This is a genomic window from Saccharothrix sp. ST-888 (assembly GCF_000955975.1).
Lineage (GTDB): Bacteria > Actinomycetota > Actinomycetes > Streptomycetales > Streptomycetaceae > Kitasatospora.
This window is the reverse complement of the sequence record NZ_JYJF01000001.1, coordinates 92,910-115,207: the sequence shown is the minus strand read 5'-3', so window position 1 is coordinate 115,207 and position 22,298 is coordinate 92,910. Positions and strand designations below refer to the sequence as shown.

Annotated in this window: 18 protein-coding genes; 12 read left to right on the top strand and 6 right to left on the bottom strand. The window is 72.3% G+C overall.

Translation table 11 applies throughout. The features are described 5' to 3' along the window. The first annotated feature begins 268 nt into the window (after positions 1-268). Positions 269-1,861 carry a PucR family transcriptional regulator gene (locus UK12_RS00485; RefSeq protein WP_045298161.1) on the top strand — a complete coding sequence of 531 codons (1,593 nt, stop codon included), beginning with the start codon at positions 269-271 and terminating at the stop codon, positions 1,859-1,861. A 67-nt stretch (positions 1,862-1,928) separates the two neighbouring features. Here UK12_RS00485 and UK12_RS00480 read toward each other — a convergent pair whose 3' ends face one another. Further along, complete coding sequence (locus UK12_RS00480) at positions 1,929-2,972, bottom strand: glycoside hydrolase family 26 protein (protein WP_052681280.1); 1,044 nt, start codon at positions 2,970-2,972, stop codon at positions 1,929-1,931. A 241-nt stretch (positions 2,973-3,213) separates the two neighbouring features. Between UK12_RS00480 and UK12_RS00475 the strand changes: the two genes are divergently transcribed. The 3 genes from UK12_RS00475 to UK12_RS00465 are packed head-to-tail and all read left to right on the top strand — an operon-like array spanning position 3,214 to position 7,201. Continuing rightward, positions 3,214-3,729 (top strand): hypothetical protein, encoded by a 516-nt coding sequence (locus UK12_RS00475; protein WP_156178472.1) that lies wholly within the window; start codon positions 3,214-3,216, stop codon positions 3,727-3,729. Between the two features lie 38 nt (positions 3,730-3,767). Beyond that, complete coding sequence (locus tag UK12_RS00470; RefSeq protein ID WP_045298157.1) at positions 3,768-5,924, top strand: bifunctional polysaccharide deacetylase/glycosyltransferase family 2 protein; 2,157 nt, start codon at positions 3,768-3,770, stop codon at positions 5,922-5,924. 2 nt (positions 5,925-5,926) lie between these two features. After that, positions 5,927-7,201 (top strand): acyltransferase family protein, encoded by a 1,275-nt coding sequence (locus UK12_RS00465; protein ID WP_082119169.1) that lies wholly within the window; start codon positions 5,927-5,929, stop codon positions 7,199-7,201. A 214-nt stretch (positions 7,202-7,415) separates the two neighbouring features. Here UK12_RS00465 and UK12_RS00460 read toward each other — a convergent pair whose 3' ends face one another. Further along, complete coding sequence (locus UK12_RS00460) at positions 7,416-8,495, bottom strand: alpha/beta hydrolase (protein ID WP_197084429.1); 1,080 nt, start codon at positions 8,493-8,495, stop codon at positions 7,416-7,418. 352 nt (positions 8,496-8,847) lie between these two features. Here UK12_RS00460 and UK12_RS00455 point away from each other — a divergent pair, with 352 nt between their 5' ends. The 7 genes from UK12_RS00455 (at position 8,848) to UK12_RS36230 (ending at position 17,017) form a co-directional block, all read left to right on the top strand. Next, on the top strand, positions 8,848-9,837 hold the full coding sequence (locus tag UK12_RS00455; protein WP_045298153.1) for a substrate-binding domain-containing protein: 990 nt from the start codon (positions 8,848-8,850) through the stop codon (positions 9,835-9,837). Beyond that, positions 9,834-10,859, top strand: coding sequence for an ABC transporter permease (locus UK12_RS00450; protein ID WP_045298151.1), 1,026 nt, complete (start codon positions 9,834-9,836; stop codon positions 10,857-10,859). The genes UK12_RS00455 and UK12_RS00450 overlap by 4 nt, the downstream gene beginning before the upstream one ends. Then, complete coding sequence (locus tag UK12_RS00445) at positions 10,856-11,635, top strand: ATP-binding cassette domain-containing protein (protein ID WP_045298150.1); 780 nt, start codon at positions 10,856-10,858, stop codon at positions 11,633-11,635. The genes UK12_RS00450 and UK12_RS00445 overlap by 4 nt, the downstream gene beginning before the upstream one ends. Next, positions 11,632-12,747, top strand: coding sequence for an ROK family glucokinase (locus UK12_RS00440; protein ID WP_331386628.1), 1,116 nt, complete (start codon positions 11,632-11,634; stop codon positions 12,745-12,747). Before UK12_RS00445 ends, UK12_RS00440 begins: the two co-directional genes overlap by 4 nt. A gap of 290 nt (positions 12,748-13,037) precedes the next feature. After that, a complete protein-coding gene (ggt, locus tag UK12_RS00435) occupies positions 13,038-14,828 on the top strand; it encodes a gamma-glutamyltransferase (RefSeq protein ID WP_045298148.1) in 1,791 nt (596 codons plus the stop codon). Positions 14,829-15,056: 228 nt separating this feature from the next. Further along, positions 15,057-15,860 carry an exodeoxyribonuclease III gene (locus tag UK12_RS00430; RefSeq protein ID WP_045298146.1) on the top strand — a complete coding sequence of 268 codons (804 nt, stop codon included), beginning with the start codon at positions 15,057-15,059 and terminating at the stop codon, positions 15,858-15,860. Positions 15,861-16,024: 164 nt separating this feature from the next. Beyond that, complete coding sequence (locus tag UK12_RS36230) at positions 16,025-17,017, top strand: hypothetical protein (RefSeq protein ID WP_052681279.1); 993 nt, start codon at positions 16,025-16,027, stop codon at positions 17,015-17,017. Positions 17,018-17,105: 88 nt separating this feature from the next. Here UK12_RS36230 and UK12_RS00420 read toward each other — a convergent pair whose 3' ends face one another. Together UK12_RS00420 and UK12_RS00415 are read right to left on the bottom strand one after the other, a co-directional pair. Then, a complete protein-coding gene (locus tag UK12_RS00420; RefSeq protein ID WP_045298144.1) occupies positions 17,106-17,852 on the bottom strand; it encodes a lysoplasmalogenase in 747 nt (248 codons plus the stop codon). After that, positions 17,849-18,709: a sterol desaturase family protein gene (locus tag UK12_RS00415; protein ID WP_045298143.1), complete on the bottom strand. Its 861-nt coding sequence runs from the start codon at positions 18,707-18,709 to the stop codon at positions 17,849-17,851. The genes UK12_RS00420 and UK12_RS00415 overlap by 4 nt, the downstream gene beginning before the upstream one ends. 161 nt (positions 18,710-18,870) lie before the next feature. Between UK12_RS00415 and UK12_RS00410 the strand changes: the two genes are divergently transcribed. Next, positions 18,871-20,385 carry a DUF2398 family protein gene (locus tag UK12_RS00410; RefSeq protein ID WP_052681277.1) on the top strand — a complete coding sequence of 505 codons (1,515 nt, stop codon included), beginning with the start codon at positions 18,871-18,873 and terminating at the stop codon, positions 20,383-20,385. Between the two features lie 75 nt (positions 20,386-20,460). On the opposite strand, the gene UK12_RS00405 is transcribed toward UK12_RS00410, so the two are convergent. Beyond that, positions 20,461-20,649, bottom strand: a complete 189-nt coding sequence (locus tag UK12_RS00405) for a hypothetical protein (protein WP_045298141.1) — start codon at positions 20,647-20,649, stop codon at positions 20,461-20,463. A gap of 35 nt (positions 20,650-20,684) precedes the next feature. After that, entirely contained in the window at positions 20,685-22,046 is a 1,362-nt protein-coding gene (locus UK12_RS00400; protein ID WP_156178471.1) for a bile acid:sodium symporter, read from the bottom strand. Between the last annotated feature and the right edge of the window lie 252 nt (positions 22,047-22,298).

Here is a 22,298-nt window from a genome sequence, read left to right as displayed (position 1 = left end):
GGCCAGTGAACCGCTGTGACGGGGCCCACTGGCAGTCACCGATGGCATGAAGCCCTTGCCTTGCTCCTGCCGGACATCCTGTACGTTCCTCTAAGGCGGACAATTGCCCTGTACAGCGGAGTGTCCACTGCTAACTACGACCGTAATCCGGCCGTGATTCCGAAGCTATGGGCCCGTGACCCGGGCGCCGGTTGATACGTAACACCGACCATCGGATCTCGGGCACACTGTGAGCCCCTCACCCCCATTCAGACGAAGGAGTCTGCGGATGCGCGTCCGTGACCTGCTCGCCCCCGGCGCCCCGCGGCTGCGGTTGCTCGCGGCCGAGGACGAGCTAGACCGGCAGGTCAGCGGTGTCATGACCACGGACCTGCACGACCCGGGCCGCTATCTGCTCGGCGGCGAGCTGGTGCTCACCGGCATGCTCTGGCGGACCGCACCCGAGGACTCCGAGCGCTTCGTGCGGACCATCGTGGCCGGTGGCGCGGTCGCCCTGGCGGCGGGCGAGGCCGAGGTCGGACCGGTCCCCGAGGACCTGGTGGACGCCTGCCGCCGGCACCGGATGCCGCTGCTCGCGGTCCCCGACGACATCGCCTTCAGCACCCTCACCGAGTTCATCGGCCGCCAGGTCTCGGCCGACCGGGCCGCCGACCTCGCCGCCCTGGTCGACCGGCACCGGCTGCTGGTCTCGGCGGCGGGCGGCGGCGGCCTGGACGCCGTGCTCGACCTGCTCGGCGGCGACCTCGACCTGGACTGCTGGGTGCTCACCCCCACCGCACGGGTGATCGCGGGGCCGGCCGACCGGCTCGGTGCCGAGGACCGTGACCAGCTGGTCCGCGCCCACCTCGCCGCCCAGCGCCAGCGCCGCCGACCCCCGCACCGGGCCCGGCTGGCCACCGGCTCGTACTCGCTGCTGCCCGCCTCCGCCACCCCGGAGACCGAGTCGCCGCTCGCCGACTGGGTGCTCGCGGTGGCCGGTGACGTCACCGAGTGGACCGCCAAGCGCCAGCAGCTCGCCGAGAACCTGGCCCGGCTGGTCGCCGCCGAGCGCACCCGCAGGGACGAGAGCCGCCGGCTGCGCCGCCGCCTCGCCGACGAGGTGCTGACGCTCCTTCAGCGCGACGCCGACCCGGCCGAGATCAGCAGGACGCTGTACGCCTCCTCGGCGATGGCCGCCCGGTACGAGGGTCCCGAGCAGAAGCCGATGGAGCCGGACGGCAGCTGGCTGGTGCTCAGCGCCGAAGGGACAGGCCTACCCGAAGGGGCGGTGCGTTCAATCCTGGAGGAAGCTCTCACCGACGCGACCGACCGCGCCCTGGTGGCCGGTGCGGGCACCGGTGCCGTGGTGGTGCTGCCGGTCCTCGAATCCGGCGTTCCCGCCGAGGCGTTGCGCGACCTGCTCGCCCCGCTGGAGGCCGGTCTCGGCTCGGAGGGCCGGATCACCCTCGGCGTCTCCGCCCCCGCCTCGGAGGCCGGTGGCCTGCGCGGCGCCCTGGAGGAGGCCAGACACGCCCGCCGGATCGCCGCCGCCCGGGTCGGCCGGGTCTGTGTCGCCGGACCGGAGGAACTCGCCTCGCACGTCCTGCTGTTGGCGGCGGTCCCGGACGAGGTCCGGCGTGCCTTCCGCAGCCGGCTGCTCGACCGGGTCATCGGCTACGACATCGAGCACCAGGCCGACCTGGTCCGCACCCTGGAGGCGTTCCTGCGCTCGGACGGCTCCTGGACCCGCTGCGCGGCCCAACTGCACGTCCACGTCAACACCTTGCGGTACCGGATCGGCCGGATCGAGGAGCTGACCGGCCGCGACCTCTCCCGCCTGGAGGACCGGGTCGACTTCTACCTGGCCCTGGAACTGGCCTAGCCGACAGGTCGCCGCACCCCCGGGGCCGATAACCTCGCGCCCGGGGGTCTGTTTTGCTGACGATGCGTCAGGGGGCTATCCGGAAGCCGAACTTCTGCTGGGCGGCCTGCTTGACCACCTCGGCGACGGACGCGGCCGAGCTGTCCACCCGCCAGTCGGTCGGCTGCTTGCTGCCGGGCCACTGCCTGCGCAGGTCGTACCAGACCAGTCCGATCAGGCCGTCGCTCGCCGCCGCGCCGCCGAACAGGTCGTCGATCTGGGCGACCTTGCGCGGGCCCTCGGCCACCCCGGTCTCGGCGATCAGCAGGGGCTTCCCGGAGAACGACCTGACCGTGCGGATGGTCGGGGTGAACAGGGTGCGGTAGTCGCTGCCGTCCTGCGGGCCGTAGTAGCCGATCAGGCCGACCCAGTCGAGGTAGTCGTCACCGGGGTAGTACGGGCGCAGCGCCGCCGGTGTGCCCGAGTCGCCGACGTGCGGGGTCCAGACCCAAATCACATTGGTGGTGGCCTGCTCCCGGAAGACGTCGTGGATGTGCCGCCAGGCGCTGACGAAGTCCGCGGGGGTGGCGTGGCCGGGACCCCACGCGGTCCAGCCGCCGTTCATCTCGGGTGCGAAGCTGATCACCAGCGGGCCCTGGTACGAGCGGACCTGCTGGGCGAACCTGACCAGGTAGGCGTCCTCGCCGCCCGAGGCGATCCGGGCGAGCGGCGCCTGCTCGGGCACCCAGCTGAGCATCGGGACCTGGCCGTTGTGCCACAGCTTGGTGTTGCCCGCCGGGTCGAAGTCGTCCCCCCACTCCTGGTAGTACTCGCGGATGTCCGGCTGGCGCTCGGCCTTGGCGGCGAAGGCGGTGACCGGTGCGAGATCGCCGACCGTCCCGTCGGACGCCACGCCGAACAGCCGTCCGCCGGGCCTGCGCAGGGCTGACGCGTCGTAGGGCGGGGCCGACGGCGAGGCCGTCGGGCCGGCGGCCGCACTGGTGGGTGCCGCGGTGGTGCCACCGCCACCGGTGCTGCACGCCGCCAGAAGCAGTGGGGCGACGACGGCCAGGGCGACCGCACGGCGGTTCCGGTACGGGAGTCCGCGGGCGGCGAGAGCGCTTCTGATCAAGGGTGGCCGTTCCTGGGCGGGATGTTCGGGCCGACTGCGTCGGTGGGCTTCCGCGCATCCTATGAGGTCGTCGGACCGGCCTGCGAAGTGTCATGTTCCAGGAGGAATTGCGATCAGGTCACAAGAGGTGCCCAGATCCACTCAAATCGAACATTGTCCCAGATTCGGTTAATGAGAGTGCATTACCGTCCTCCCTTGCAGCAGACACTGCTCCACGTTTCTTCGGAAAGGCCCGCCCTCGGTGGCACCACCACTTCTCCGATCCGAGCGTCCTGAGACCGGATCAGCCGCCCCGGCCGCGAGCCACTCCCCGGTCTTCGTCGACCAGTCCGGTACCCGCGGGCGCCGGATGCGCGGCTTCGGCTGGCTGGTCGGCCTCGCGAGCGCGATGGTCGCGGCGGCGCTCACCAGCAGCCTCATCGGCCTGCAGTCGCAGGCCCCCGCGCTCCAGGTGCCACCCCAGCCGTCCAGCACCATCGCGAGCCCCTGGCCGAGTGCCACCGGGCTGCCGGTCGCTCTCGGCTCGCCGATGGGGAGCCCGCCACCGGCCACCGGCTCGGCATCGGCGTCCGGTCACCCGGTCATCGGTCACCCGGGCGTCGGCGCCTCGGCCTCCGGCAGTGCGCGACCCGTCGGCACTCCCGCGGCCACCGGGAAACCGGCCGCCTCGGGTGCCCACCCGAGCCACTCCGCCGGCGCAACGACCGGTACCCACGCGGCGAAGCCGCAATCCACGGTCCAGCCCAGCCACCACTGACCGACGTCCCGTTCGTCCCGTTCCGGATCCAGGTACCCATGTCCCGCCATCAGCGCCGTCGGCAGTCGATCCTTCGGCCGCGTCGGCTTGCCGCCCCACCCCTGCGCTTCTTCCTCCCGGTGACCCTGCTGGTCTGCCTGCTCGCCATGCTCGTGCTGCGAGGCATGGCCACCAACGAGGTCTTCCACGACGAGCGGATCGCCGTCTCGGTCGACAAGACCACGGTGCCGCCGAACCTGCTGACCGGTGGTCCGATCATCGACGCCCGAGGCGCGAAGAACGACCACCCCGTCAGCTACTCCGTCCCGGACCACACCGTGGTGCTGAGCTTCGACGACGGCCCGGACCCGGTCTGGACGCCGAAGATCCTCGATCTGCTGGCGGCCCGCCACATCCACGCCACCTTCTTCGTCACCGGCTCGATGACGGCCCACAACCCGGACCTGATCCGCAGGATCGTGGCCGGCGGCAACGAGATCGGCGTGCACACCTTCACCCACCCCGACCTGGCGCTGCAGTCCAAGACCCGGCTCGCCTGGGAGCTGGGCCAGACCCAGCTGGCGCTGGCGGGCGTCGCGGGCGTGCACTCCTCGCTCTTCCGGCCGCCGTACTCCTCCACTGCGGACGCCCTGGACGACTGGACCTGGCCGGTGACCAAGGAGATCGGCAAGCGCGGCTACCTCACCGCCTTCATCGACTCGGACACCGACGACTGGAAGCGCCCCGGCGTGGACGAGATCGTCAAGACGGCGATGCCCAAGGTGCCCGGCAAGGGCGAGCTGGTGCTGCTGCACGACGCCGGTGGCGACCGCTCCCAGACGGTGGCGGCGCTCGGCCAGATCATCGACAGGCTGCAGGCCCAGAACTACCGCTTCGCCAGCATCGGTGAGGCCCTGGGCGCCTCCGACACCATGGTCCCGGTGCACGGCTACCAGCTCTGGGCGGGCAAGGCGTTCATCCTCTGCACCCAGATCGCGGTCCATGTGCTGCCCTGGCTGGTCGGCCTGCTGGCCGTGACCGGCGCGCTGGTCTTCGCCCGGTTCGCGCTGATGCTGGTGCTGGCCACCCGCCACGCCCGCCGCGCGCGCCGCCCGGACTTCTCCTGGGGGCCACCGGTGACCGGCCCCGTGACGGTGCTGGTCCCCGCCTACAACGAGCGCGAGTGCATCGCCAACACCCTGGTCTCACTGGCGGCCAGTGACCATCCGATCGAGATCATCGTCATCGACGACGGGTCCACCGACGGCACCTCGGAGATCGTCGAGGAGATGGCGCTGCCGAACGTCCGGCTGATCCGCCAGCCCAACGGCGGCAAGTCCACCGCGCTCAACAACGGCATCGCCAACGCCTCCCACGACATCGTGGTGATGATGGACGGCGACACCGTCTTCGAGCCGTCCACCGTACGGGAGTTGATCCAGCCGTTCGCGGACCCGGGCGTCGGCGCGGTCGCCGGGAACGCCAAGGTCGGCAACCGGGACACCCTGATCGGGGCCTGGCAGCACATCGAGTACGTGATGGGCTTCAACCTCGACCGCCGGATGTACGACTCGCTCAACATCATGCCGACCATCCCCGGGGCCATCGGCGCGTTCCGCCGCAGCGCCCTGGTCCAGGTCGGCGGGATGAGCGACGACACGCTCGCCGAGGACACCGACATCACCATGGCGATGCTCTGCCAGGGCTGGCGGGTCGTCTACGCCGAGCGGGCCAGGGCCTGGACCGAGGCCCCGGCCTCGATGCAGCAGCTCTGGTCGCAGCGGTACCGGTGGAGCTACGGCACCATGCAGGCGATGTGGAAGCACCGCCGGGCGGTGTTCGACCGGGGCCCGGCCGGCCGCTTCGGCCGGGTCGGCCTGCCGCTGGTGGTGCTCTTCGGCGTGCTGGCCCCGCTGCTCGCCCCGCTGATCGACCTCTTCCTGCTCTACGGGGTGTTCTTCGTGGACGCCCCGAGCACCCTCGGCGCCTGGGCCGCCGTGCTGCTGGTCCAGGGCGGCCTCGCCTGGTACGCCTTCCGGCTGGACGGCGAGAAGCCCTGGCACCTGGTCACCCTGCCGGTCCAGCAGGTGGTCTACCGGCAGCTGATGTACCTGGTCCTGCTGCAGTCCTCGATCACGGCGGTGACCGGCGGCCGACTGCGCTGGCAGAAACTGCGGCGCACCGGTGAGGTCGCGGCACCGATCGTGGAGGTCTGACCATGTCCGCTTCCGAGCCGTACGCCTTCGCCCCGGATCTGCACTCCGAGACCATCCAGCTGCGCATACCCCGGCAGCGACCCGACGCGCTGCCGGTCGAGGAGGGCGCGGAACCGGCCCCGGCACCCCGCAAGGGCGGTCGCGACCGCTACCTGGACCTGCTGCGGGCGCTGGCCCTGGGCCGAGTGGTGCTGTACCACAACTTCGGCTGGGCCTGGCTGCCGCTGGTCTTCCCGTCGATGGGCGTGATGTTCGCGCTGGCCGGGTCGCTGATGGCCCGTTCGCTCAGCCGTCCGGCGCTCAGCGTCATCCGGGGACGGCTGCGCCGCCTGCTGCCGCCGATGTGGCTGTTCGGCGCCGTTCTGATCACCGCCATGGTGCTCGACGGCTGGGGCCCGAACTCCGAGGGCCACCCGGCCTGGTGGTGGGGCAAGCTGGCGTTCTGGGTGCTGCCGCTGAGCACCCCGCCGTTCGGCGACAACCTGCACGGCTTCCACGGCGTGGTCGAGCCGACCTGGGCCGAGCAGATCGCGGTGCCGCTCTGGTACCTGCGCGCCTACCTCTGGTACGTGCTGCTCTCGCCGCTGATGCTGAAGGCGCTGCGCAGGCAGCCGTGGATCACGGTGTTCACCCCGCTCGCGCTCTCCATCCTGATCAACTCCGGCCTGTTCGACCAGGAGGGGCGGATCTGGGAGACCGTCACCGATTTCACCACCTTCGGCTCCTGCTGGATCCTCGGCATGGCCCACCAGGAGGGGCTGCTGCGCAAGCTGCCGCAGTACCTGGCTCCGTCGATGGCACCGCTGATCATGGTGGCCGGCATCTGGTGGCTGCTCAGCAGGCCGGTGGACGATCCGACCGTCCCCAGCGACCTGGACAGCGTGCCGATCGCCCAGGCGGTCTGGTCGTTCGGCTTCGTCCTGCTGCTGCTCCACCTCAGCCCGTCCTGGGAGCGCTGGCCCCGGCCGCTGGAACGCTGGAACGGCCTGATCAGCCTGCTGAACGCGCGGGCGGTGAGCGTCTACCTGTGGCACAACACCGCGCTGGTGCTGGCCATCCCGATCATCGACCGGCTCTGGGACGTCGACTTCATGTTCCAGCACGGGCAGTGGCTGCTGCGGAGCCACTGGTTCCCGCTGATGATCGCGCTCCCGCTGATCGCGCTGTTCGTCCTCTGCTTCGGGTGGATGGAGGACCTGGCGGCGAAACGTTCCCTCAGGCTCTTCCCGTGGCCTCGGCGCCAACGCGGCAAGCGCCGGCTCCCCGGACTCGACTGAGCCGCTGCCCGGAACCGCCCGGAACCGCCCGGAACCGCTCGAACCGCTACCTCGGGCCGCTCGAACCGCTCTCCGGGACCGGCTCGGCCGGTCCCGGAGTCGGCTGAGTGGCGGCTGGGGTCGCTGGACGGCCGATGAACCGGACCTGGAAGTGGTCTGGGAACGCAGAAGGGGCCCGCCGAAACGATTCGGCGGGCCCCTCCCGTGTTCCGGGTCAGTGCTGGACCGGGATGATCCCCGTCAGCCACTTGAAGACCTCGGGAAGCATGTTGCTCCAGACGTCCGTGGTGTGCGGGCCCGTCATCTCCTGGACGGTGACCGTGGTCGGCGCCTTGGCGGCGGCCTTCACGGCGAGACCGGACTCGTAGCCGTCACCCTTGTTGCCGGCCAGGAACAGCGCGACCTTCGGCGGGGTGGCAGCGGTCTTCAGGATGTTCAGCGGGTTGGAGATCTCGCGCAGGTGGGGGTCCTTCGCGGTGAGCGAGGCGTCCTCGGCCGCCGGGTCGTTGTAGCCGGAGAGGCTGATGCCGGCGCGGTAGCGGTTGGGGTGCGCCACCGCCAGCTTCTCGGCGCAGTGGCCACCGGCGGAGTAGCCCGCCACGGCCCAGCGGTCGGCGGACTCGTCCACCCGGAAGTTGTCCAGGACCATCTGCGGGACGTCCCGGGTGAGCCAGGTCTCCGCGTTGACCTTGCCGGGGACGTCGGCGCAGCCGGTGTCGGTGGTGTTGCCGAGCAGCAGGGTGCGCGGGGAGACCAGGATGAACGGAGCGACCTGGCCGCTCTCCATCAGCGGCTTCAGCTTGGTGGTGACGTGCAGCGATCCGTACCAGGTGGAGGAGGAGCCCGGCCAGCCCGGCAGCAGCTCGACGACCGGGAACTTCTTGTCCTTGTACGCCGGGTCGTCGTACTGCGGCGGGGTCCAGACCACGACCTCGCCGTCCACGCCGGACAGCTGGCCCTTCAGGTCGGTGGTCTTGACGTCCTTGGGGACCTTCGGGTCGTCGACCGACTTGAACTGCTGGATGACCTTGGGCCGGTCCTTGGTGGCCTGGTCCGGCGCCGCGTTCGGGTCCTCCTTCGGCACCGTCGGCACCGCCCGGATGTGGTTGCCGGTACCGAGCAGGTCGTCCCAGCTGCCGTAGATCAGGTTGGCGTTGTTGACCAGCACGAAGACCATCAGCACGGCCGTGATCTGGGCGAACAGAATCATGATCAGCCGGGTCAGGAACTGCAGCGGCTTGGGTCCGCGCACCCGCCCCCAGAGCAGCATGGCAACCGCGATCGAGATCGGCACGAGGATGATCGTGAGGATCAGAAATGGCTTACCAGTCAGTTGCATCTACTTCTCGTATCCGGGTTGCAGGCTGACCGGGCTCCGCTAGCCCGGCACGCTCTCCGATGGGATCAGACGGTCTCGAACGTGAGATCAGTTCTTCTTAAACCTGATGGGAAGCTGAGAGGAACGTCACATTTTGCTGGGAACCGGCTTGGTGCGGGGACAAGTCTGCCACTCGCCAGTACCGGTACGTCTAACGGGTCCTGGCCTCACGGGGCATCGCGCGGACCTGGCGTACCGTCACCCGCGCGGCGGTTCGGCGGCGGTGCGTGCGTGACGACCCGCCCGCCGCCCCCCGACACTGGTAGGCATGCCACGAACCGTAATGACGCTCCTCGCCCTCGCCCTGCTGGCCGCAGGGTGCAGCAGTACCGGCGGTCTGCGCGCCGAACAGGCCCGCAGCCGGGAGGCGAGCAAGGCGGGCGGCGCGGTCGACACCCCGCGCTGGACGGTCGCGATGGTCACGCACGCCGGCGCGGGTGACGCCTTCTGGGACACCGTCCGCAAGGGCGCCGAGCAGGCCGCGGCCAAGGACAACATCACCTTCCTCTACTCCAACGACGCGCAGACCCAGGGCCAGGTCCAGCTGGTCGACGCGGCGATCGACCAGAAGGTCGACGGGCTGCTGGTCTCGCTGGCCAAGGGCGAGGCGATGGCCGCCCCGCTGGCCCGGGCGAAGGCCGCCGGCATCCCGGTGATCAGCATCAACTCCGGCCAGGAGTTCTCGTCCCGCTTCGGCGCCCTCACCCACATCGGCCAGGACGAGAGCACGGCCGGCCAGGCCGCCGGGACGGCGCTGGGCACCCGGGGCCGCAAGGACGTCCTCTGCGTGATCCACGAGCAGGGCAACATCGGCCAGGAGCAGCGCTGCTCCGGGGCCAAGAGCTCCTTCGGCGGGCAGCTCCAGACGCTGTACGTGGACGGGGTCAACCTGCCCGACGCCAAGGCCGCGATCGCCGCCAAGCTCCAGGCCGACCCGGCCCTGGACACCGTCCTCACCCTCAGCGCCCCGCTCGCCGCCACCGGGCTGCAGGCGATCCAGGATGCCAGGCGCGGCGTCGAGCTGGACACCTTCGACCTCAGTAGCCAGGTGGTGACCGGCCTCCAGGGCGGCACGATCGGCTTCGCCGTGGACCAGCAGCCCTACCTCCAGGGCTACGAGGGCGTGGACCTGCTCTGGCTCTACCGCTACAACCTGGACGCCCTCGGCGGCGGGAAACCGGTGCTCACCGGACCGCAGGTGCTCACCAAGGACGACGCGAGCGCCCTGGCCCAGTACGTCGCCCGGGGTACCCGGTGAACACCGAGGTGCTCGCCCACGAGCGCCCGCTGCGGCGGCACCACTCCCGGCCGGAGCTCGGCGCGCTGCTCGCCGCCGTCGCGGTCTTCGCCGTCTTCTCCGTGGTGGCGGAGAGCTTCCTGCGGTCCGCCTCGATCGGCACCGTGCTCTACGCCGCCTCGACGATCGGGATCATGGCAGTCCCGGTGGCCCTGCTGATGATCGGCGGTGAGTTCGACCTCTCGGCCGGGGTCGCGGTGACCACCGCCGCGCTGACCTCCTCGATGGTCTCCTACCAGCTCACCGCGGTCACCTGGGTCGGGTCGCTGGTCTCGCTGGCGGTGGCCCTGGGGATCGGCGCACTGAACGGCTGGCTGCTGTCCCGGACCGGGCTGCCCAGCTTCATCGTCACGCTGGGTACCTTCCTGATGCTCACCGGCGCCAACCTGGGCGTCACCAAGCTGGTCTCGGGCACGGTCTCCACCAAGTCGATCGCCGACATGCAGGGCTTCGCCTCCTGCCACTGGCTGTTCGCCTCCCAGTTCACCGTGGGCGGACTCACCCTGAAGGCCACGGTCTGGTGGTGGCTGGGCCTGGTGCTGCTCGGCAGCTGGATCCTGCTGCGCACCCGCTTCGGCAACTGGATCTTCGCGGTCGGCGGCGACGCGGCCGCCGCCCGGGCGGTCGGGGTCCCGGTGGCCCGGACCAAGACCTGCCTGTACCTGGGCGTCGGCTTCTGCGCCTGGGTGCTCGGGCAGCACCTGCTGTACTCCTTCGACACCGTGCAGTCGGGCGAGGGCGTGGGCAACGAGCTGATCTACATCGTGGCGGCGGTGATCGGCGGCTGTCTGATCACCGGCGGCTACGGCTCGGTGGTCGGCTCGGCACTCGGCGCACTGATCTTCGGGATGACCAGCAAGGGCATCGTCTACGCCCAGTGGAACCCGGACTGGTTCAAGTTCTTCCTCGGCGCGATGCTGCTGCTGGCCGCGCTGCTCAACTCCTGGGTGAAGCGACGGGCGGAACGGGGGCCGGGCCGGTGACACTGCTCGAACTGACCGAGGTCGGAAAGAACTACGGGGCGGTCCGCGCGCTGGAGGGCGTCTCACTGGCGGTCGAGGCGGGGAAGATCAGCTGCGTGCTGGGTGACAACGGCGCGGGCAAGTCCACCCTGATCAAGATCATCGCCGGGCTGCACCAGCACGACGAGGGCCGCTACGCCATCGCCGGTGAGGAGGTCCGGCTCGGCTCGCCCCGGCAGGCACTGGACCGGGGGATCGCCACGGTCTACCAGGACCTCGCCGTGGTGCCGCTGATGCCGGTCTGGCGGAACTTCTTCCTCGGGGCCGAACTCGGCCGGTTCCGCCTCGACATTCCCAGGATGCGGGCCATCACCCGCGAGGCCCTGGCCCGGATGGGCATCGAACTGCCCGACGTGGACCGGGCGATCGGCACCCTCTCCGGCGGACAGCGCCAGTGCGTGGCGATCGCGCGGGCCGTCCACTTCGGCGCGAAGGCGCTGATCCTGGACGAGCCGACCGCCGCACTCGGCGTCAAGCAGTCGGGCGTGGTGCTCAAGTACGTGGCCGCCGCCCGGGACGCCGGGCTCGGGGTGGTGCTGATCACCCACAACCCCCACCACGCCTATCTGGTGGGCGACCACTTCACCCTGCTGAAACGAGGGAGGATGGCGGGTAGCCATCCGCGCTCGGAGATCAGCCTCGAACAGCTCACCACCGAGATGGCGGGCGGATCCGACCTGGCCGAGCTCTCGCACGAGCTCGGCCGCACCGACCCGAAGGAGCGTCCGCCGACGTGACCGTGATCCCGAGCGGCACCGCCCGGCCGCCAGTGCTGCCCACCCTCTTCGGCCTCGGCCCGCGCAACGCCGACCGGCGGCGCCGGGCCCTGCCCGCGAGCGTGCTGCGCCTGCCCACCATCGGTGTGGACATCGGCGGCACCAAGGTGGTCGCCGGAGTGGTCGACGGTGAGGGCAAGGTGATCGACCGGCTGCGCACCGAGACCCCGGACAAGAGCAAGAGCGCCAAGGTGGTCGAGGACGTCATCGTCGAACTGGTGCTTGAGCTGGCCGACCGGCACGACGTCCACGCGGTCGGCATCGGCGCGGCGGGCTGGGTGGACGCGGACCGCTCGCGGGTCCTCTTCGCCCCGCACCTGAACTGGCGCAGCGAGCCGCTGCAGGAAGCCCTCAGCGAGCGGTTCCGCTTCCCGGTGATCGTGGAGAACGACGCCAACGCCGCCGCCTGGGCCGAGTGGCGGTTCGGGGCCGGCCGGGGCGAGGACCACATGGTCATGATCACCCTGGGCACGGGCATCGGCGGCGCGGTCGTCCGGGACGGGTTCGTCGACCGCGGCAAGTACGGCCTGGCGGGCGAGTTCGGCCATATGCAGGTGGTGCCGGGCGGACACCGCTGCCCCTGCGGGAACCGGGGCTGCTGGGAGCAGTACTCCTCCGGCAACGCCCTGGTCCGGGAGGCCCGTTCGCTGGTCGAGGAGGAGTCGCCGGTGGTCGAACCGCTGCTCGCCCGCGCGGGCGGCAGCCGGGACGGGATCACCGGACCACTGGTCACCGAGGCGGCCCGGGCGGGTGACCCGGTCGCGGTCGAGCTGCTCTACGACATCGGCAACTGGCTCGGTGTCGGCATCGCCAACCTGGCCGCCGCGCTGGACCCCGGACGCTTCGTCATCGGCGGCGGCGTCTCGGACGCGGGCGACCTGCTGCTCGGCCCGGCCCAGGAGGCGTTCCGCCGCACCCTCACCGGACGCGGATTCCGCCCCGAGGCCCAGATCGTGCACGCGGCCCTCGGCAACGAGGCCGGCCTGGTCGGCGCCGCCGACCTGGCCCGCCAGGTCGCGCGGCGCTTCCGCACCATCAAGCGCCGCCGCTCCGAGCGGGCCCACCTCGGCTGAGCCGCGGAGGCTTCCGGCTTCCGGCTGCGGCTGCGGCGCGGTCGGCCGGACGTCCGGCCCGCCGGGCGGCGTGAGGGCGGGCAACTTCCGGTAGAAGTCCGTGAGTTGCTTCGGCGGGACGATGCTGTCGCCCCAGGCGCGCAGTTCGGCCTCGTGCGGGTAGGCGCTGCCGAGGGAGCGATGGACGAATGTACCGGCCGGTAGTGGCGTAAAGGCGTCCCCATGCGTCGTTGTGGTAACCGCTCTTCGTATGAAAGAACGGGGACTTGACGCTGTCTCAGGAGGCCCGCATGAGAGCTCTGGTCCGATTCGTCCCAACGCTCGCGCTGAGTACGGCCCTGATCTGTTCGGCCGTCGCCCCCGCGCAAGCCGAGGGCGCCGCACCGCCCAAGACGCCGGAGGCGGTCGGGTACGGCGGTGCCGTCGCCAGCGTGGACGCCGATGCCACGGCGGCCGGGATCGAGGTGCTGCGCCGGGGCGGAAACGCGGTGGACGCGGCTGTCGCCACGGCAGCCGCGCTCGGCGTCACCGAGCCCTACTCGACCGGTATCGGCGGTGGCGGCTACTTCGTCTACTACGACGCGCACACCGGCAAGGTCTCCACCATCGACGGCCGGGAGACCGCCTCCCGGAGTGCCGACTCCTCGCTCTTCCTGGAGAACGGCAAGCCACTGGCCTTCGCGGACGCCGTGACCAGCGGCCTCTCGGTGGGCGTCCCAGGCACCGCCGCGACCTGGCAGCGCGCCCTCGACCTCTGGGGCAGCCGCTCCCTCGCCGAGACGCTGAAGCCCGCCGAGCGGATCGCCGACCACGGCTTCGTGGTCGACCGGACGTTCCAGGACCAGACCGCGCTCAACCAGGACCGGTTCAAGGACTTCCCCGACACCCGGAGGCTCTTCCTGCCCGGCGGCCAACTGCCCGTCATCGGAAGCACGTTCCGCAATCCGGACCTCGCCGCCACCTACCGCGAGCTGGGCCGCAAGGGCGTGGACGCGCTCTACCGCGGCGATCTGGGCGCCGACATCGTCAAGACCCTCCAGCACCCGCCGGTGGACCCGGCCTCCGGACGCACCGCCCGTCCCGGGAAGGTGGACGCGGCCGACCTGGCGGCCTATCAGGTCGACCGCCGGCAGCCGACCCACGTCGACTACCGGGGCTACGACGTCTACGGCATCGCGCCGTCGTCCTCCGGCGGCACTACGGTCGGCGAGGCACTCGGTATCCTCTCGCACAGCGACCTGGCCTCGCTGAGCAGCACCCAGTACTACCACCGCTTCCTGGAGGCCAGCCGGATCGCCTTCGCCGACCGGAACCGCTGGGTCGGCGACCCGGGCTTCTCGGACGTGCCGACCCGGCAGCTGCTCTCACCGCAGTTCGCCGCCGCGCGAGCCTGCCTGGTCAGCCCCGACCACACGCTGACCAGCCCGCTCGCCCCCGGCGACCCGCGCCACCCGGCGGCCTGCGGGAGCAGCGGCCCGGCCGTGCCGGAGACGTACGAGGGCCAGAGTACCTCGCACCTGACCGTCGCGGACCGCTGGGGCAACGTCGTCTCCTACACCCTGACGATCGAGCAGACCGGCGGCAGCGGCATCACCGTCCCGGGACGCGGCTTCCTGCTCAACAACGAGCTGACCGACTTCTCCTTCACCCCCGTCACCCCCGGGGTGCCCGACCCCAACCTGCCGGGACCGGCCAAGCGGCCGCGCTCGTCCATCTCGCCGACCATCGTGCTCCGTGACGGCAAGCCGTTCTTCGCCACCGGTTCGCCGGGGGGTGCGACCATCATCACCACCGCGCTCCAGGTGCTGCTCGGCCGGATCGACCGCGGACTGACCCTGGAACAGGCCATCGCCGCACCACGGGCCAGCCAGCGCAACACCGCGCTCACCTACGCCGAGCCGGCGTTCCTGGCGCTGCCCGAGCGGACCGCCCTGGAGGCACTCGGGCAGAGCTTCACCGACGGCGGCGAGATCGGCGCGGCGACCGGTATCGAACGGCTGCCCGACGGCCGCTGGATCGCGGCGGCCGAACCCGTCCGGCGCGGCGGCGGTGCCGCGGCGGTGGTCCGGCCCAGCCGCTGAGCGCCGCGCCGCTCCGAAGGGGCGTTCCGAACGGGGGCTCCGAAGGGGTGTGAGGGGCGCGGGGAGCCGTCCGACCGGTGCGCCGGACGGCTCCCGCGCCTCCGGGGGCCGGGCGGAAGCACGGCTGCGGCCGACCTGTCGGTGGCGGGCGGTATGTTCGGGGTGGGAGCCTCCTGGGGCTCTCCGTCCGTTGTCCGCACCAGCTCCGCACGCCCGGGAAGGCCGCCCGTGACCGTCCGAATCGCCACCTGGAACATCAACTCCGTCACCGCCCGGCTGCCCAAACTGCTGGAGTGGCTCGAGGCCGCCAAGCCCGATGTGCTCTGCCTGCAGGAGCTCAAGTGCGCCACGGACAGCTTCCCCGCCGAGGCCGTCCGCGAGCTCGGCTACGAAGCCGCCGCCCACGGCACCGGCCGGTGGAACGGCGTCGCGATCCTCTCCCGGATCGGCCTGGACGACGTCGTCCGCGACCTGCCCGGGCAGCCCGGCTACCTGGCCGACGACGCGCTGCTGCCCGAGACCGAGCCGCGCGCCGTCGCGGCGACCTGCGGCCCGGTCCGGGTCTGGTCGGTGTACGTGCCCAACGGCCGCGAGGTCGACCACGCGCACTACCGCTACAAGCTGGAGTGGCTGGAGACGCTGCGCCGGGCCGTCCTGGAGGACGCCGCCGGGGCCCGCCCGTTCGCCGTGCTCGGTGACTTCAACGTCGCCCCGACCGACGAGGACGTCTACGACCGCGCCGCCTTCGAGGGCCAGACCCATGTCACCGAGCCCGAGCGCGCCGCCCTCGCCGCCCTCCAGACGGCCGGTCTGCAGGACGTCGTGCCGCGCCCGCTGAAGTACGACCGCCCGTACACCTACTGGGACTACCGCCAGCTCTGCTTCCCCAAGAACCGCGGCATGCGGATCGACCTCACCTACGGCAACAAGCCCTTCGTCGAGGCCGTCAGCGACAGCTACGTCGACCGCGAGGCGCGCAAGGGCAAGGGCACCTCGGACCACGCGCCCGTGGTGGTCGACCTGGCGCTGTAGCCGGGCTCCGGCCGTGCGCCGCCGGGCCCGTGGCCTACCCGAACGGGCCCGTGCGGTGGCCGTCGGTGTCGGCGCTGCCTAGCGTCGGGAGCGACAGGGCGTAGCCGTTCGATCACGTGGACGGCCAAGTCCCCGGCTGCGCCCGAGAAGCTGGAGGTACGGGCATGCGCATTTCGCGTACCGCCGCAGCTCTGCTGGGTGGCTCGGCTCTGGTCGCAGTCGCGGTCCCGGCTGCACTCAGTTCCGCGGCGCCTGAGACGCCGGCCAAGGAGGCCGAACAGGCCCTGGTCAGCCCGGCCGCAGCGGCTCCCGGGGAGTCGGTCATGGTCAGTGTCGCCTGCGGGAACACTGCCGAGAAGCGCGTCACCGCCAACTCGCAGGCGTTCGCGACCGGGAAGGCGACCCTGAACGCCGAGTCGGACGGGAGGTACAGCGGCACCGTGCAGCTGGCCTCCAAGGACGAGTTCACCAAGTTCGCGGCGGCCAAGTCCGGCAAGGGCGAGGACAACTGGGGCGTCGACGGCAAGTGCCCAGACGGCAGCAGCTTCGCCGGAGCCGTCCAGGTCGCGCTGGCCGCCGCCGGTCCCAACACCGGCCCGAACTCGGCCCCCGGGTCCGGCTCGGGCGGCGAGTTCGGCGGCAAGCCGGGCGCGGCGGGCCGCGACAGCGGGTCGGGCCGCGAGAACGGATCGGGTCATGAGAACGGAGCGGGCCAGGAGAACGGGGCGGGCCGCGAAGGCGGCGAGTCCGGGGGCAAGGCGGGTGGGGCGGGTCGTGACAGCGGCGCCGGCCACGAGGCCGGGGCAGGTCATGAGAGCGGTTCGGGTCGCGACAACGGCTCGGGGCATGAGGGCGGGGCGGGTCGTGACAACGGCTCGGGGCATGAGGGCGGGTCCGGCCACGAGAACGGTCGCGACGGGGGCTCGGGCCACGAGAACGGTCGCGACGGGGGTTCGGGCCACGACGGCGGCTCCGGCCACGGCAGTGAGTCCGGGCGCTACCCGCACGGCGGAATGGGCACCGGCCTCGGCGGTTCGATCGCCACCGACCCGCGGCAGCTGACCACCGGCGGTGTCCTGGTCGCGGCCGGGATCGCCGGCTTCTGGCTGCTGCGCCGCCGCAGCAACGCCGCCGGCCAGGACGGGGCGGAGCACTGAGCGGCTGGATGCAGACCTGCCTCAGGCGGCTCGCGCCTGGCGCAGGTCTGCATCCAGCCTCCGGTGACCCGTCGGCAGATCTTCGCGCTCAGCGCCCCGTGGAGTGGACCGGGGCGCCGAGCGGGGTCCGGGCTCCGTGCGGGCCTGCCGCCGTGACCTCTGCGGCCTCCGCTGCCTCCGGGGCGCTGGCCGACTGGGCGCGCAGGGTGCCGACGGCCAGCAGGTACTGGGCCGCGATGTAGGTCGCCATGATCCAGAACTCGTGCCCGGGCAGCTCGCGCCAGCCCGCCAGCTGCGTGGCGATCAGGGTGTCCGAGAGCAGGAACAGCGCCCCGCCCAGACCGGTCCGCCAGCCGAGGCCGGAGGAGGTCACGGCGGTGGAGGCGAGCAGCAGGCTGTACAGCGCGACCGGGAGCTTCAGGTCGCCGAGGCCGGGCCAGAGCTGACTCACCATGGCCGCCCAGGCCGCCGCGTACGCCGCCGCGACCAGCGCGGTGCGCCGGCGGTCGTCCAGCGCGCCCTGCTTGACGAACATCGTCACGTAGCAGACGTGCGCGGCCGCGAAGGAGCCCATCCCGGCCAGGAAGGCGGTGTCGCCGCCGACCTGGAGCAGGACGTCACCGCCGGTGCTGGCCGCCAGTGCCGAGGTGAGCAGCCTGGGCGTCCGCTCGGCCCTGGCCAGGGTGTGCGCGGCGAGCAGCGGCATCAGCGCGGGCTTGGTGGCGAGCTGCAGGGCGCTCGCGCCGGTGGCGATGGCGCCGAGATGGGCGGCGGAGGTGGCGGCGAGTCCGCCCAGCAGGCCGCGGGCGGAGCGCAGGCGTCGGGTGATGGTCATGCGGCGGTGCCCTCCGGGCGGTCGGTCGGGGTCGGCTTCCAGCCGGGGCCCTTGGTGAGGTGGCGGACCCGGTCGCCCCAGGTCTCGGCCTTGGCGAGGTCCCGGGCGATCGAGACGTACTCGTGGGTGGCCACCCGGAGCGGGTTGAAGGAGTTCAGGTCCTTCGTCAGGCCGAAGACCGGCCTGGTGGTCTCCGGGGTGAAGCTGCCGAACAGCCGGTCCCAGACGATCAGGATGCCGCCGAAGTTGCGGTCCAGGTAGCCGCCCTGGGAGGCGTGGTGCACCCGGTGGTGGGACGGCGTGTTGAAGACGTACTCGATCGGGCGCGGCAGGCGGTCGATCCGCTCGGTGTGGATCCAGAACTGGTAGACCAGGTTGGCCGAGGAGCAGAATGCCAGCGCGGCCGGGTGGACGCCGGCCAGGATCATCGGCACGTAGAAGGGCCAGACGGTGGCGCTAGTCCAGGGCTGGCGGAGCGCGGTGGAGAAGTTGTAGTGCTTGCTGGAGTGGTGCACCACGTGGCAGGCCCAGAGGATCCGGATCACATGGTGGCCCCGGTGCGACCAGTAGTAGAAGAAGTCCTGGGCCAGCAGCATCAGCGGTACGGTCCACCAGAGCACCGGGACCCGCAGCGGCGTCAGCTCGTAGAGCACGGAGTAGATCGCCACGATCGGGATTTTCCAGCCGGCGTCGAAGAGCATGCTGCCGAGGCCCATGGTGAGGCTGGTCGCGGTGTCCTTGACGCCGTAGCCCTGCTCGTCCTCGTCCGGATGGAGCCGGAGCGAGACGATCTCCAGGACGGTGAGCAGGACGAAGGCCGGTATCGACCACAGCACCACATCGGGCAGGTTCGGCATGCCCTGGACGATAGGCGACGGTGGGCGGCCTGCGGAAGAGGTTGTTACCGGTGCGTAGGATATCGGGTCCGGGCGTGCCGTCCGGTGCCCGCGGTGAAATTCCCGAGCGGGCCGGATGGTGCCACGGGCGAGCTCACCCACCGTCTAGTCTGGTGTGCGACATGGAGCAGCACGAGTACGCGACCGGCGCCGGGGAGGCGTCCGGAGGCGTGGCAGGCGGGCGCGGGGCGGGAGCGGGGCAGCTCACCGCCGACGCGCGGGTCGACGTACCCGGCGGGACGCGCACCGGCGTCCTGGTCGAGGCCGAGGTGTCCGCCGATGTCCGGGCGGCGGTGGCCGGTGAGAGTCGGGACACCGGGGCGGAGCGGCTCGCGGCGCGGCTCGCGGCGGCTGAACCGGGTGCCGCGCACGATCTCTTCGCGGCGGCCTTCGGCCTCTACGGGGCACGGCACTTCGGCGGGGTACTGGACTCCGGGCGGGCCGCGGTGGCCGGGACCAGCTGGTGGCACGGGCCGAGTGTGCAGCTCCCGGCCGGGCTCAGGTCCCGTGCGGGACGCCCGGTGCGGGGTCCGCGCCGGGCCCGCCGGATCGCCTCCGACGTGCTGCCGGCCGCGGTCCCGGCCACCCGTGGCCGCCATCGCAAGCCCGAGCGCTCGCCCGGCACCACCCCGCAGCAGATCGCGGTCGAACGGCGCACCGCCGCAAGGCTGTTGGTGGCGCACCCGGTGGTGACCGCAACCGGTCCGCACGGGGCGGGGTTTCCGCTGATCCACCGGCACGCGGACTGGTTGGCGGAACGGTTCCTCACGGTGCTCGGCTATCCCCTGACGGTCGGTCACTCGTACGCCCGGCTGCACAAGGCCGGGCTGCCGGGCCGAGGGCTGACCGGGTTCGAGCCCGCCGGGTACGCCTGCCTGGTGCGGGCGCTGGCGGCGCTGGCCGACGGGCAGCCGGCCGGGGTGGACGATCCTGCGGTCCGTCAACTTCTGGACGAGTGGCAGGTGTTGACCTGGAGCGAGGACGGCCGCCCGGTGGTCGACCGCGAACTCGCGCGCGCCCTCGGCCCGCTGGCCGCCCCGCCCGCGGCCGGTCCGGCCCTCTCCGTGCGGCGGCGGCTCGCCGAGGCGCCCGTGGTCCTGCTGGACGAGCTCGGTGCTCAGGAGCGCGGCTGGCTGCTGGAGCACCAGCACGCCGAGGCCGAGCTGTTCGCCGACTTCCTCGGGCTGGAGGCGGAGATCAGGAGCGAGGGCGTCGCCCTGCTCGACCCGGCCGACGAGCTCACCGACCTCGCCTTGCCCGGCACCGGCACGCTCGCGCAGGCCGCCCTGCTGCTGGTCGAGCGACTGGTGGAGGACCTGCGCCCGCTGCCCGAGGAGTCGGCGCCCCCGGCGGTGCTGATCCCGGACGCGCTGATAGACGGCGCGCTCGGCGACATCACCGACGAGTACGGCCTGGCGGCGGGCTGGCGCCGCGACTACCTGGCGGACCTGACGGCGTTCCGGCGCGACGCGCTCGACCTGCTCCACCGGATGCAGCTGATCGCTCCGGCGGGGCGGGCGTGGCTGCTGCGCGCGCCGGCCGCGCGCTACGCGCCGCCGCTGGAGGTGCACCGGGCGCCGGGCTCGGGGCGGCACTCCCGGCCGGGGTCGGGGGCCCAGCAGGAGCTGATGGCCTGAGGGCGGCTGCGCCCGGCTGCGGCTGCCCGATCGCCCTGGCGTTCGGGTACCGCCCGGGGCTGCCGGCCAGGCGGGTCAGCGGGCCGGGGCGCTGACGGCGAGGGTGTCCTGGCGGACGGTCTCGACCGTGGCGGCGACGCCGAGGCTGCCCAGGGCGATCGAGGCGGCGACGGCGGCGCAGGCGAGGACGCGGCGATGCCGCTGGGGGAGCGGGAACCGGTCCGGAGGAAGGGCCTGCGGGGCCGAGGTCGGCTGAGCGTTCATGTCAGAGAGCATTCCAGGAGGGTGTTAAACGGTGACTACGTCCGGGTGAAGTCTGGGCGGGGGCTCGGCATCGGGACATCTGTGCAGGTGGCGGGCGGGTGCGGGGCCGGTGGGCGGGGCACTTTGCGCCGCCGGCCGGGGCCGCGCGGGGTGCGCCGTCCGTTCGGGGCGTGAAGGCGGCGGGCCCGGTGGCGGCCGCGCGGACCGCGTGAGCCGCCGGGCCCGTACGGGGTGCGGCTGCCGCGTCGGTCGCGGGCGCGGAGCAGCCGGGGGGCGCAGGCGGCCAGCAGCTGCTGGGTCATGCCGTAGAAGAAGATCGGCAGCAGTACGGCCGGGTGGCCGCTGAACTGGCTGCCCGCCAGGGCGGCGGCCGCACTGGTGTTGTTCAGGCCGGTGGCCAGGGTGAGCGCGGCGGTGGTGTCCCGTTCGATGTGGGCCTGGCGTGCGGTGAGCCAGCCGGCCAGGAAGGGGACGGCGCACACCGCGCCGCCCGCGAGCAGGGCGAGGGCGACCAGGCGGGGCTCGGGCCGGCGGCCGATCTCGCCGAAGACCCCGGCGGCGTTGAGGTAGGTCAGCCCGAGCGCGTTGAGCAGCCCGAGCAGTCGCAGCCAGGGCAGCACGGCGGCGCGGAACCGTCCGCCGACCAGGCCCCGGGTGAGCCGCCGGGCGGCGAGTCCGGCCAGGCAGGGGGCGGCCACCCAGAGCGCCATGAACCCGCAGGTGGAGTCGGACCTGGCGAGCGCGTCCAGCACCTGGCGCGGGCCGCCGGCCTCGGGCTCCTCGGCGAGGACCAGTCCGAGCGGCACGGTGAGCGGGCTGAGCAGCGTGGTGGCCAGCACCAGGCCGAGGCCGAGCGGCGCGTTGGCCTGGGCCTTGGCGCCCCAGGTCTGGGCGGACCCGGCGACCGGCATGGTGGCGGTGAGGGAGAGCCCGACCACCAGCCAGAGCGCCTCGTGCGGGTCGGGCCAGCAGTCGGCGGCCCGTTCGGCGCCGAGCAGGACGAGCATCCGCAGGACCAGCGCCACCCCGAGCCCGGCCAGCAGCAGTCCGGGGCGCAGCAGCGCGCGGGCGGCGTCCGCCGCGCGGACCTCGAAGCCGCCGATGAACATCGCGGCGAGCAGCATCAGCATCGGCGGGTTGGCCCCGGGCACCGGGCGGCAGTGTCTGATCAGGGCGGCGGTCTCGGGGAGCACCAGGCCGAGGGCGCAGGCCGCGACGGTGGCGAGGGCCAGGTGGGCGCGGACGGCCCGGTCGGTGGTCACGGCCCGGCGGCCGGGCAGGCGTCCGCGCAGGGCCACGGGTCCGCGGGCGGGGCCGGGCGGGGCCGGGTGTTCGGCTGCGTGCGAGGGGCCCGTCGGGCGGGTCGAGCGCGGCAGTACGGACGCTCGTAAGGACATCGTGCGGGCCTTTTCGGCAGCTCGGGCGGGTGGTGCGTCGGCCAGCATGTCACTGATCTGACTGTCTGTAATGCTGGGTTGCGGTCGGTGACCGGACGGAAGTGTCCCGTCCGGCCTGCTTCGGCCGGACGGGGCACGGGAGTTGCGGCATCCGGCCGCCCGGTGCCGGGTGCCCGGATTTCACCCGGACGGAGGAGGCCGGTCACTGTGCTGTTCGGCCATCGCCTCGCCGACCGCGACCCGGACGGCGTC